The organism is Mycobacterium sp. PSTR-4-N, from assembly GCF_022348085.1.
In the GTDB taxonomy this organism is placed as follows: Bacteria; Actinomycetota; Actinomycetes; order Mycobacteriales; family Mycobacteriaceae; genus Mycobacterium.
In genome coordinates this window covers 61312-73256 of sequence record NZ_JAKRFN010000005.1, presented here as the reverse complement: position 1 = coordinate 73256, position 11945 = coordinate 61312, and the positions used below count along the sequence as shown (strand labels likewise).

General features: G+C 69.6%; 11 protein-coding genes. 5 read left to right on the top strand and 6 right to left on the bottom strand.

Going from position 1 to position 11945, the window contains the following annotated elements; genetic code table 11:
* Nucleotides 1-23 precede the first annotated feature (23 nt).
* Nucleotides 24-371, top strand: coding sequence for a hypothetical protein (locus MHN84_RS08970; protein ID WP_241204293.1), 348 nt, complete (start codon nucleotides 24-26; stop codon nucleotides 369-371).
* On the opposite strand, the gene MHN84_RS08965 is transcribed toward MHN84_RS08970, so the two are convergent.
* From MHN84_RS08965 to MHN84_RS08955, 3 genes are all read right to left on the bottom strand, one after another.
* On the bottom strand, nucleotides 368-1168 hold the full coding sequence (locus tag MHN84_RS08965) for a tyrosine-protein phosphatase (protein WP_241204292.1): 801 nt from the start codon (nucleotides 1166-1168) through the stop codon (nucleotides 368-370). The two genes, MHN84_RS08970 and MHN84_RS08965, sit on opposite strands and share 4 nt — an antisense overlap.
* Entirely contained in the window at nucleotides 1168-2391 is a 1224-nt protein-coding gene (locus MHN84_RS08960) for an acyl-CoA dehydrogenase family protein (RefSeq protein WP_241204553.1), read from the bottom strand. The genes MHN84_RS08965 and MHN84_RS08960 overlap by 1 nt, the downstream gene beginning before the upstream one ends.
* A 72-nt stretch (nucleotides 2392-2463) precedes the next feature.
* Nucleotides 2464-3132: a phosphodiesterase gene (locus MHN84_RS08955; RefSeq protein WP_241204291.1), complete on the bottom strand. Its 669-nt coding sequence runs from the start codon at nucleotides 3130-3132 to the stop codon at nucleotides 2464-2466.
* 78 nt (nucleotides 3133-3210) lie between these two features.
* Here MHN84_RS08955 and MHN84_RS08950 point away from each other — a divergent pair, with 78 nt between their 5' ends.
* Nucleotides 3211-4728, top strand: a complete 1518-nt coding sequence (locus MHN84_RS08950; protein WP_241204290.1) for an FAD-dependent oxidoreductase — start codon at nucleotides 3211-3213, stop codon at nucleotides 4726-4728.
* Between the two features lies 1 nt (nucleotide 4729).
* Here MHN84_RS08950 and MHN84_RS08945 read toward each other — a convergent pair whose 3' ends face one another.
* The gene (locus tag MHN84_RS08945) at nucleotides 4730-5686 is read right to left on the bottom strand and encodes an AraC family transcriptional regulator (protein WP_241204289.1); all 957 of its coding nucleotides are present in this window, start codon (nucleotides 5684-5686) and stop codon (nucleotides 4730-4732) included.
* A 125-nt stretch (nucleotides 5687-5811) separates the two neighbouring features.
* Between MHN84_RS08945 and MHN84_RS08940 the strand changes: the two genes are divergently transcribed.
* On the top strand, nucleotides 5812-6462 hold the full coding sequence (locus MHN84_RS08940; RefSeq protein ID WP_241204288.1) for a response regulator transcription factor: 651 nt from the start codon (nucleotides 5812-5814) through the stop codon (nucleotides 6460-6462).
* Between the two features lie 7 nt (nucleotides 6463-6469).
* On the top strand, nucleotides 6470-7660 hold the full coding sequence (locus MHN84_RS08935) for a sensor histidine kinase (RefSeq protein WP_241204287.1): 1191 nt from the start codon (nucleotides 6470-6472) through the stop codon (nucleotides 7658-7660).
* Nucleotide 7661: 1 nt separating this feature from the next.
* Here MHN84_RS08935 and pntB read toward each other — a convergent pair whose 3' ends face one another.
* A complete protein-coding gene (gene pntB / locus MHN84_RS08930) occupies nucleotides 7662-9101 on the bottom strand; it encodes a Re/Si-specific NAD(P)(+) transhydrogenase subunit beta (RefSeq protein ID WP_241204286.1) in 1440 nt (479 codons plus the stop codon).
* A gap of 5 nt (nucleotides 9102-9106) precedes the next feature.
* Entirely contained in the window at nucleotides 9107-10630 is a 1524-nt protein-coding gene (locus MHN84_RS08925; RefSeq protein WP_241204552.1) for a Re/Si-specific NAD(P)(+) transhydrogenase subunit alpha, read from the bottom strand.
* Nucleotides 10631-10831: 201 nt separating this feature from the next.
* On the opposite strand from MHN84_RS08925, the gene MHN84_RS08920 reads away from it, so the two are divergent.
* Entirely contained in the window at nucleotides 10832-11920 is a 1089-nt protein-coding gene (locus tag MHN84_RS08920; RefSeq protein WP_241204285.1) for an NAD(P)-dependent alcohol dehydrogenase, read from the top strand.
* Nucleotides 11921-11945 lie beyond the last annotated feature (25 nt).

Below are 11945 nucleotides of genomic sequence, written 5' to 3'. Positions count from 1 at the left end.
GTGCGCCGTGCGAGCCTTCCGTCATGTCCGAGCTCTACGAGATCCGAGGGATCGGTCTGCGATCCGTGATCACCGACCACCTGTTCCGCGTCGGCCCCCAGACCATCCCCGATCTCCTCGACGCGCTCGAGCACCAGGGCTTCACCGTCAACGGCCGACGTGCCAAGACGGTCTCCGATGCGCTGCGGTGGGAGCGCGAACGCGGCCGAGTTCGCCGACTTCGCCGCGGTAAGTACGGTCCCGCGGAGATGCCGCGTACCACCGAGCAGCGCATCCGTCGCCGTGCCATGGAACTTCGGGCCCGCGCCGGAATCGCCGCCGGCCGCGACGATGAACACTTCTGGGACAGAGTCGCGCTCTATCTCGACTAGTCCGTCAGCTGAGCGCGCAACCGATCCAGATCCGCCGCGGTGAGCCCACTGGCCTCCAAATAGCCTGTCAGAGAACCGTAGTGGTCATCCACCGTGCGCAGCGCCGCAGCCAGATACTGCTCCCGCACCCCGAGCACCGAATCGGTGAGTCGTGCCTCGGCGAGCTCGAGCACCTCCGGCGCCTCCGCCGCCCGCTGCCGCAGATTGGCCAGGATGCTCTCCCGCAGCCGCGGCACCGCGTCGTTGCTGCGCAGGTAGTCGGCCATCACCGCGTCACGGCCCACCCCGGCTGCCTCCAGCACCACCGCGGTGGTGAACCCCGTACGGTCCTTCCCGGCGAAGCAGTGCGCCAGCACCCGTCGCCCCGAACCCAGCAGCGTGATCACCTCGCGTACCACCCGCTGCGCGAGCGGTGCGCTCGCGATCCGCCCGTACTCCTCGGTCATGTACCGCGCCGCTGCATCCGCGACCGACTCCCCGTCCGGCTTGTCGGTCATCATCCGCTGGAACGCGTGCTCGTGCGGCGCCTCGCCGTCCGACGCCGCCGTCTCGACGAACGGCAGATGGTGGATGTCCACCCCCTCGGGCACAAGCCCCGGACCATGCCGCTCCACCTCGCGCAGCGTCCGCAGATCGGCGACATCTGTCACGCCGAACCCACGCAACGCGGTTCGCCCCGCGTCGTCGAGCTTGGACAGCTCACTGGCACGGAAGAACCGGCCGGGCACGATCGGCGTCTGCTCGGCGACGTCACGGAAGTTCCAGGCGCCCGACAGCTCGTCGCCGGAAAACGCCACTAGCCGGCCACCGCCGCCGCGGCCAGAGCTGACTTCTCCCTGCCGAGTTCGGCGCGGGCGATGGTCCGCATGTGCACCTCGTCGGGTCCGTCGAACAGCCGCATCGCACGGTGCCAGCCGTACATCCGGGCCAACGGGAAGTCATCCGAGATGCCCGCGCCGCCGTGCACCTGAATCGCCCGATCGAGGACGTCGCACGCCATCTTCGGCGCCACCGCCTTGATCTGCGCCACCAGCACCTGCGCGTCCTTGTGCTTGTTACCGTGCTGATCGATGGTCCACGCTGCCTTGTGGCACAACAGCCGCGTTTGATCGATCTGGTTGCGAGACAACGCGATCGACTCTCGAACCACACCCTGCTCGGCGAGCGGCTTGCCGAACGCGACACGCTTCTGCACCCGGTCGACCATCAGCGCCAGCGCCCGTTCGGCCACGCCGATCGCCCGCATGCAGTGGTGGATGCGGCCCGGGCCCAGACGAGCCTGGGCGATCGCGAACCCGCTGCCCTCGGAATCGAGCAGGTTCGACGACGGCACCCGCACGTTGTCGAACGTGACCTCGCAGTGGCCGTGCTGGTCCTGCCAGCCGAACACCGGCAGGGACCGCTCGATCGACACCCCGGGAGTGTCGACCGGCACCAGGATCATCGACTGCTGCTGATGGCTGGCCGCATCGGGATTGGTGCGGCCCATCACGATCAGGAGCTTGCAGCGCGGATCGGCGGCCCCCGAGATCCACCACTTGCGACCGTTGATGACGTAGTCGTCCCCGTCGCGCAGCATCGTGGTCTCGATGTTGCGCGCGTCGCTCGAGGCCACCGCGGGCTCTGTCATCGCGAACGCACTGCGGATCTCGCCGGCGAGCAACGGCTCGAGCCACTGCGTGCGCTGCTCCGGCGTCGCGAACAGATGCAGCGTCTCCATGTTGCCGGTGTCGGGGGCCGCGCAGTTGGTGACCTCGGGACCGATCTCCATGCTCCAGCCCGTCAACTCCGCCAGGGGCGCGTACTCCAGGTTGGTCAACCCGGATTCGTCGGGCAGGAAGAGGTTCCACAGCCCACGGCTCTTGGCCTCGGCCTTCAGCTCCTCGATCACCGGCGGCACCGTGTGGTCGTCGGGGCCCGCGTCATGTCGGTACCGCTCGTAGGACTCCTCGGCCGGGATGACGCGTTCGACCATGAAATCGGTCAACCGCTGGTGATAATCGGCCGCCTTGGCAGACATCGCGAAGTCCATGCCCGCCACGATATGACACCTGTAAAAGCAGGCAGCGTCGAGGCGGTCAGGACCTGCGGATCACTGCGCGCCGCGGCCCTCACGACTGTTGCGGTATGCGGCCTTGCGAAGCGAGGTCAGCCAATGCGGCAACAGCACCACCTCGGCCCCGCTGCGTTGCGTCGGGTCGAACGGCTGATCGCACTCGGGCTCGTCGCCGCACAGCGCGCGATCGAACCGCAGCGTCGCCAACGGCGTGAAGGCGCCGCCACCGCGGGCCTGCTCGACGCTGAATTCGATCGGCCCCGAGGCCAGCCGGGTGCGCACCGCGTCCACGGACAGGCCGTCGTCGTCGAGCGGGGTGACCATGTGAGCCCGCAACCAGAACACGCCGCCGCGGTAGCCCAACGGCATCAGCGTGGAGTACTGCGCGGCCGGCCACGTCCGGGTGGGCCGCAGCACGATCCGTGCCGTCGACGACACCATCAGCACGTCCCACGGCACCTGTGCGTCGGCGTCGCGTTGCATGCGCCAGGCCAGACCGGCGAAGTCAGGCAGCCAGCCGGGGGTGCCCGCGCCCTTGGAGATCCGGCCGACCACATCGCCGGACACCAGCGGCAGGCCCTGACCGTCGGGGGCGACCCGCGTGACCGTCCCGGCGCATAACACCCCGGTGGGGTGGAAGACGCGTCGGTCGCGCAGGGCCGATCCGGCCTTGAGGGGAAGCGTGGTCAGGTCGGAAATGCTCACCTGACGATGTCTGCCCAGATCCGAGGCGTCCAAACGCGGCATCGTTTGACCGAAAGGGCCGCGGGTATCCGGCGCGCCATGCCTTCTCTGTGGACCGACGGGCGTCTGGAAGCCCCCACCTCGGCCAGCGTGATCGACGACGTCTCCACCGCGGACGTGCTCGTCGTGGGTGCCGGCATCACCGGCCTCACCACCGCCGCACTGCTCGCACGAGCCGGCAAGTCGGTCGTCGTCGTGGAAGCCCGCCACGTCGGCGCCGCGACCACCGGCAACACCACCGGCAAGGTCAGTGTCCTGCAGGGCAGCAAGCTGGCGAGCATCGCAGGCAAGCACGGCAGCGACACGCTGCGCGCCTACGTCACCGGCAACACGGAGGGCCGGGATTGGCTGGTGCGGCACTGCGAGGAGCACGGACTGAGCTTCCAGCGCGAAGACGACCATGCGTATGCGCAGAACGCGCAGGGCCTCGGTACGGCGCGGGATGTGATGTCCGCCTGCCGGGAGGCCGGACTGGATGCGCAGTGGGTCGACGAGGCCGACGTGCCGTTTCCGTTCGCGGGCGGCGTGCGGCTGCGCAACCAGGCGCAGATCGATCCGATTCCGTACCTGTCGAGCCTGGTCACCGAAATCGAACGCCACGGCGGCACCCTGCTGCAGGGGGTGCGCGCCACCTCGGTCTCCGGCAGCGGACCGCTGCAGGTGAGGCTGCGGCGCACCGCCGACGAGCAGGACACCCGCGCCGCCGAGCACACCGTCACCGCGCAGCGCGTGGTGCTGGCCACCGGGATCCCCGTGCTCGATCGAGGCTTCTTCTTCGCCCGCATGGAACCGAAACGCTCCTACTGCATGGCTTTCGACGTGCCAGGGGACATCACCCGGTCGATGTACCTGTCGGTCGACTCGCCGAGCCGCTCGGTGCGTTACGCACCCAGCGACGCCGGTGACAAACTCATCGTCGGCGGCGCGGGCCACACTGTCGGGCGGTCCTCCCATCCGAAGGACGCGGTCTCGGAGTTGGCCCGCTGGGCGGGGCTGCACTACCCCGGCGCGGTGCAGACCCACTACTGGTCGGCGCAGGACTACCACCCCATCGGCGAACTGCCTTATGTCGGCCCGCTGCTGCCGAAGATGGAGAACATCCTCGTGGCAACCGGTTACGACAAGTGGGGCATGACCAACGGCGTGGCTGCGGCGCTCGCCCTGTCCTCCCGCATCCTGGGCGGACGCATGGACTGGGCGGCGGCCTTCGCCAGCTGGAGCCCGCACGAACTGACGGGCATCCCCACCGCGCTGCAACTGAACATGGAGGTGGGCTTCCACCTGGCCAAGGGGTGGATCACCCCGGTGACCGCGTCGTCGCAGGTTCCCGAAGAGGGGCAGGGCGTGGTCAGCGGCGCGCCGTGGCGGATGACCGCGACCAGCGTCGTCGACGGCGTGACCCGCACCGTGTCCCCGGTGTGCCCGCACCTCGGCGGCGTCGTCACGTGGAACGACTCCGACCTCGCGTGGGAATGCCCATTGCACGGATCGAGGTTCGCCCCTGACGGCGCGCTCCTCGAAGGGCCCGCGACCCGGGGGCTGACAGCATCCGAATAGGTCAGTCCCGCAACGTGTCCGACGGATTCGATCCGTAGGTTCGGCGGTACATCGCCGCGAACCGGCCGGTGTGGGCGAATCCCCAGCGGGCCGCGATGATGCCCACTGACGTGTCCGCGGGATCGGAGCGGCGCAACTCCCGGTGGGCCTGGTCGAGCCGCGCGCGGCGCAGGTATTGCATCGGGGTCATGTCCAGGTACTTGCGGAACATGTACTGCAGTGCCCGCGGTGTCACGTGCACGCTCTCGGCGATGTCCGTCACGGCGATGTCGCTTTCCACGCTGCTGTCGATGAAAGCCACTGCACGCCGCAGGATCTCGGGCTTCGCGTCGAGCCGGTCCACAGCGGTGGGCTCGATGACCGCGGTCGTCGGGAAAGTGTCCAGCACGACCGCGGCGAGCATCGACTCCGTGGTCGAGGCCACCAGCGGGGTGACCGTCACACCGTCGGAGGTCACGACGTCACGAACGTAGGACAGCACCCGATCCAGGCGCTGCTGCGCGTCGGCGGACACCGGCCGGTGACCGGTGAACCGCACGTCCGTGTCCTCGCGGGATGCCGAGGCAACCCGGTCGAGCAGCGCGGGGTCGAACATCGTCAGGTCGTATCGCGCGTTCAGCACGCGGCCCGAATACGGCAGCTCGGGCGGGGAGACCAGCGCGACGTCGCCGGGAACGAACACGTCGGTCGGCTCCCCGATGAAGTTCTCCTCGATGCGCCCGTCCCGCATCCGGCACAGACAGATGCGTCCCAGCGGATCCGCGTCGTACGACATCGAGAAACCTATGTCGAGTTCGTCGTAACTGATCTCGCCGAGCCAGTGACGTTCGATGCGGGTCGACGCCGCTTCACCGCTACCGGCACCGATCGACATCTTGGTGTAGGCACGGACCAGGAAATCCTCGGTGGCGGCGAGATCCCGGCTCTCGAAGTCCAGATCCTCATGCGCAGCGGTCAACACAGCCTCCCGCCAACAGACAGCGGTGCCGCGGGGCGAATGGCTTTGCCCCCTTAACGTCGCGACAGCTTACTCGGCGCCGGACCCGGGCGGGGAAACAAGGCGCGCGGACGGTTTGCTGTGGAATGCTGATCGCCATGGCGGAGCGGGTCAGTGTGGTGGTCGGCGACGACCACCCGATGTTCCGTGACGGTGTGGTGCGGGCCCTGCAGTCCAGCGGCTCCATCGAGGTGGTCGCCGAAGCCGACGACGGGACCGCCGCGCTGGCCGCCATCCGCGAGCATCGGCCCCAGGTCGCGCTGCTCGACTACCGCATGCCCGGAATGGACGGCGCCGCGGTCGCCGCGGCGGTGGTCCGCGACGCGCTGCCCACCCGGGTGTTGCTGATCTCGGCGCACGACGAGTCCGCGATCGTGTACCGCGCGCTCCAGGACGGCGCGGCCGGGTTCCTGCCCAAGGAGTCGACGCGCGGCGAGCTGGTCACCGCGGTGCTGGACTGCGCGAAGGGTCGCGACGTGGTCGCGCCGAGCCTGGCAGCGGGGCTGGCCGGCGAGATCCGGCGGCGCGCCGAACCGGACGCCCCGGCGCTGAGCCCCCGCGAGCGTGAGGTGCTGGTGCTCATCGCCGGCGGGGCCAGCATCCCCGCGATGGCCAAGGAGCTGTTTCTGGCCCCGTCCACGGTGAAGACGCATGTGCAGCGGCTCTACGAGAAGCTCGGTGTCAGCGACCGGGCCGCCGCGGTGGCCGAGGCGATGCGTCGCAAGCTACTGGACTGACCCGGACATGGAGCGGTTGCGCCTCTGGCGAGACTTCCTCGCCGCCGAACCGGTGCGCGTCTCGGCGCTGCTGCGCCTCCCCCTGATCGCCCTGATCGGCGTGCTGGTGTGGATCTGGGACGTCGACCACTGGCTGCCGCAGCTCTACGCCGCGATCCTGGGCTGCTACGCGATCGGTGCCGTGGTGTGGCTGATCGCGGTGGTGCGCGGGCCGGTGCCGCGCTGGGCGGACTGGACGTCGACCGTCATCGACCTGACGGTCATCATCGCGCTCTGCCTGGTCTCCGGTGGGGCGACGGCCGCGCTGCTGCCGGTGTTCTTCCTGCTCCCGATCACTGTCGCGTTCCAGGACCGACCCGGGTTGTCGGCGCTCTTCGGCGGGGTGACGGCGCTCGGCTACCTGACGGTGTGGATCTTCTACTCCAAGCGCGACGATCGCGTCGGGCTACCGAACATGGTCTACACCCACTTCGGCTTCATGGTGTGGATGGCGGTGGCGACGACCGCGCTGAGCCTCGTGCTGGCCTGGCGCGCCGCCCGGCTGACCGCGCTGCAGGAGGTGCGCAGGCAGCTCGTGTCCGAGGCCATGCAGTCCGACGAGCGGCACAGCCGCGAGGTGGCCGAGCACCTCCACGACGGGCCTCTGCAGACGCTGCTCGCCGCCCGGTTGGAACTCGACGAGGCCCGCGAGCGGCACCCCGACCCCGCGCTGGACCTCGTCTATTCCGCGCTGCAGGAGACGGCGGCCGGGCTGCGCTCGACGGTGTCCGAGCTGCACCCGCAGGTGCTCGCGCAGCTCGGCCTCACCGCGGGGGTCCGAGAGTTGCTGCGGCAGTTCCAGACTCGTCACGGCATCGACGTGATCGCCGACCTCGAGGAGGTGGGCCACCCGGCGTCGCAGTCACTGCTGTACCGCGCGGCCCGGGAGCTGCTCACCAACGTCGGCAAGCACGCGGCCGCCACGACCGTGCACGTCGATCTGGTGCGTCGCGACGACCGCGTCGTCCTCACCGTCGCCGACGACGGCTGCGGGTTCGACCCCGGGGTCGTCGGCAGGTCCCTGGCTGCGGGCCACATCGGGCTAGGCTCCTTGCAGGCCCGCTTCGACGCGATGGGCGGGTCGATGCGCATCGAGTCCGCAGCCGGACGCGGCAGCCGCATCGTCGCCACGTCCCCGCGGGAACCTCAGACGGGCTGAGTCAGACGGTCTGAGTGGCTCCCAAAGCCGCGTTGATCGCGTCGACCCGGTCCTTGGCGTCACCGAACAGCATCTGCGTGTTCTCGCGGAAGAACAGCGGATTCTGCACGCCGGCGTAACCCGACGCCATCGACCGCTTGAACACGATCACGTTGTCGGCGTTCCACACCGTCAGCACCGGCATGCCGGCGATCGGTGAGCCCGGGTCCTCGGAGGCGGCCGGGTTGACGGTGTCGTTGGCGCCGATCACGAGCACGACGGAGGTGCCGTCGAAGTCGTCGTTGATCTCGTCCATCTCGAGCACGATGTCGTAGGGCACCTTCGCCTCGGCCAGCAGCACGTTCATGTGGCCGGGCAGGCGGCCGGCGACGGGGTGGATGCCGAAGCGGACCTCGACACCGCGCTCGCGCAGCTTGCGGGTCAGCTCGGCCACCCCGTACTGCGCCTGCGCGACGGCCATGCCGTACCCGGGCGTGATGATCACGCTGCTGGCGTTGGCGAGGAGTTCCGCGGCGCCGTCGGCGGAGATCTCGCGGTGCTCGCCGTAGTCCTTGTCGTCGGCCGGCCCCGCCTCGATCCCGAACCCGCCCGCGATCACCGAGATGAACGACCGGTTCATCGCCTTGCACATGATGTAGGACAGGTAGGCACCCGAGGAGCCGACCAGCGCGCCGGTGATGATGAGCAGGTCGTTACCGAGCAGGAAGCCCGACGCCGCGGCCGCCCAGCCCGAGTAGCTGTTGAGCATCGACACCACCACGGGCATGTCGCCGCCGCCGATCGAGGCGACCAGATGCCAGCCCAACAGCAGCGCCAGCACTGTGACGACGACGAGCAGCCACAGCTGCGGGTCGATGACGAACCACACGGTCAGTGTCGCGAAGAGCACCAGCGCGCCCACGTTGAGGGCGTTCTTGCCGGGCAGCATCATCGGCGCGCTCTTGATGCGGGCCGAGAGCTTCAGGTTGGCCACGATCGAGCCGGTGAACGTCACCGCGCCGATGAACACGCCGATCACGACCTCCGCGGAGTGGATGCCGAGCATGCCCTCGCTGCCGAGCTGCACCGCCTCGGCGCCGGCGAGGTCCCGTTCGACGTGCAGGTAGCCGTTCCAGCCGACCAGCACGGCGGCCAGGCCGACGAAGCTGTGCAGCAGGGCGATCAGCTCCGGCATGCCCGTCATCTCGACGACCTTGGCGCGCCACAGCCCGATCGCGGCGCCGATGGCCATCGCGACCACGAGCAGCGCGATCCCGAGCGGCTCGATGTGACGGGCCAGCGCCAGCACGATCGTCGCGACGAGCGCGATCGCCATGCCTGCGATGCCGAACGAGTTCCCCGCGCGCGAGGTCTCGTGTTTGGACAGGCCGGCCAGCGCGAGGATGAACAGTAGGGCGGCGACGACATAGGCCGCGGTCGCGGCGGTTTCGAGAGTGAACATGGTCCTTAGCTCCTCGAGAACATGGCCAGCATGCGGCGGGTCACCGCGAAGCCGCCGAAGACGTTGATGCTGGCGAGCAGGATCGCGGCGAAGGCCACCGCGGTGATGACGGGATTGCCGTGCCCGATCTGCAGCAGGGCGCCAACGACGATGATGCCGGAGATCGCGTTGGTCACCGACATGAGCGGGGTGTGCAATGCGTGGTGCACGTTGCCGATGACGTAGTAGCCGATCACGATCGCGAGTGCGAACACCGTGAGGTGGACCTGCAGCGCGGCGGGTGACAGGGCGATCAGCGCGAACAGCACGGCTGCGGCGGCGAACGTGATGCCCAGCCGTCGGCCCATTGTCATCGGTTGCTTCGCGGGCTTCTGGGCGACCGGCTCGGCCGCCTTCGCCGCGGGGGCGGCAGAGACCTGCACCGGTGGGGGCGGCCAGGTGACCTCACCGTCGCGCACGACGGTCACGGACCGCTGCACGACGTCGTCGAAGTCGAGCGTCAGCTGGCCGTCCTTCTCGGGGGTGACCAGCTTGAGCAGGTTGACCAGGTTGGTGCCGTAGAGCTGCGACGCGGTCGCGGGCAGCCGGCCGGCGAGGTCGGTGTAGCCGATGATCGTGACGCCGTTGTCGGTGACGACGGCCTGGTCCTTGACGGTGCCCTCGACGTTGCCGCCGTTGGCGGCGGCCATGTCGACGATCACGCTGCCCGGCTTCATCGAGGCGACCATGTCGGCGGTGATGATGCGGGGTGCGGGCCGTCCGGGGATGAGCGCCGTGGTGATGATGATGTCGACGTCCTTGGCCTGCTCGGCGTAGAGCTCGGCCTCGCGTGCCTTGTAGTCGTCGCCCATCTCCTTGGCGTATCCGGTCGCCGAGACTTCGGCCGCGGCCGGATCGACCGCGAGGTACTCACCGCCCAGGGATTTCACCTGGTCGGCGACCTCGGGCCGCGGGTCGGTGGCGCGCACGATGGCGCCCAGGCTGCCCGCCGCGCCGATCGCGGCGAGGCCGGCCACGCCGGCGCCGACGACGAGGACCTTGGCCGGCGGCACCTTGCCCGCCGCGGTGACCTGGCCGGTGAAGAACCGGCCGAAGCGGTGCGCAGCCTCGACCACCGCGCGGTAGCCGGCGATGTTGGCCATCGAGGACAGCACATCGAGCGACTGCGCCCGCGAGATGCGGGGCACCGCGTCCATCGCCAGCACCGTGACGGGCCGTGCGGACAGCTTCTCCACCAGCTCCGGCTTCAGGGCCGGGGAGATCAGGCTGATCAGGGTGGCGCCGTCGCGCAGCAGGGCGATCTCGTAGTCGTTCGGAGCGTTGACCTTGAGAACGATGTCGGCCGCCCACGGGTCACCGACAGTCGCGCCGGCCTCGGTGTACGCCGCGTCGGAGAAGCTCGCCGCGGCACCTGCGCCGGACTCGACCGTCACCTCGTAGCCGAGCTTGAGCAGTTGCGCGATTGTCTGCGGAGTCGCGGCGACGCGCGTCTCCCCGGGCAGGGACTCTCTCGGTATCCCGATGATCATCGATGTCGATCCGATCTTGGCTTCGCGCACCGTGCCGCCGAAGGGCACGTCGCTGGACGTGGAGGATGTCAGTGTAAAGAGACTCCCCGCGCTGCTCACAACCCGATGCGGGGTATCCCCCGGACGGGGGAGGGGCGGGGGATACCCTCGCGCGGTGACGCGTCGTGGCTCCGTTCCCCCTGTTCGACGGACGATGGGCTGATGCCGACGACCACTGCGGCACTGTCCTATGACGCGGCCGATCCCTTCGTCCTGACCGAGGTTCGCATCGACGAACCGCGCGGCGACGAGATCCTGGTGCGCATCGAGGCGTCGGGCATCTGTCACACCGATCTGGTCAATCGCGCTGCGGGAGCGCCAGATCGGCCGGTCCTGCTCGGTCACGAGGGTGCCGGGATCGTCGAGAGCGTGGGGGAGTCGGTCGACACGGTACGGCCGGGTGACCGGGTGGTGCTGACGTTCCGGTGCTGCGGCCGGTGCCGCAACTGCCTTGCGCGCAGACCGGCCTACTGTCGTGACGCGTTGCGCCTCAATGGTTTCGGACAGCGCGACGACGGTTCAGCGCGCGTGACGGCGGGTGGGACCCGGGTGCTCGACGGCTTCTTCGGCCAGTCCAGCTTCGCGGGATACGCGCTGAGCACGCCCGACAACACGGTGGTGGTCGACGCCGACGTCGACCCCGTGGTCGCGGCGCCGCTCGGGTGCGGATTCCAGACCGGCGCCGGGGCGGTGCTCAACCTGATGCGACCGCGGCCGGGCAGCTCGGTTGTCGTATTCGGCGGGGGCGCAGTCGGTCTCGCGGGGATGCTCGCCGCGCTGACCGTCGATCCGGAGATCGTGGTGGTGGTCGAACCGTCCCCGCACCGCCGCGCCCTGGCCGAGAGCCTCGGAGCGCACGTGAGCCTGGCGCCCGGCGACGACGTGGTGGCCGCCGTGCGCGAGCTCACCGGCGGCGGCGCCGACCACGCCCTGGACACCACTGGCCGGGCCGACGTCCTCGCCAATGCCGTCGCCGCATTGGCCGTCGGGGGATCGGCGGTGGCTGTCGGACTGGGTGCGGGCGTGCCCGCGATCGATCTGCGGGACCTCGTGCTGCGCGGCAAGACGGTGCACGGCTGCCTTGAGGGCGACTCGGTGCCCGACACGTTCATCCCGCAGCTGCTCGAGCTCCACGCGCAGGGCCGGCTGCCGATCGACCGCCTGGTCACCGCGTTCCCGCACACGGACGTGAACGAAGCGCTCGCGGCGCAGCGCAGCGGCGCCGTCGTCAAACCCGTCCTCACCTGTTGAGCGGCACTAAAATTCGCGGTGAGCA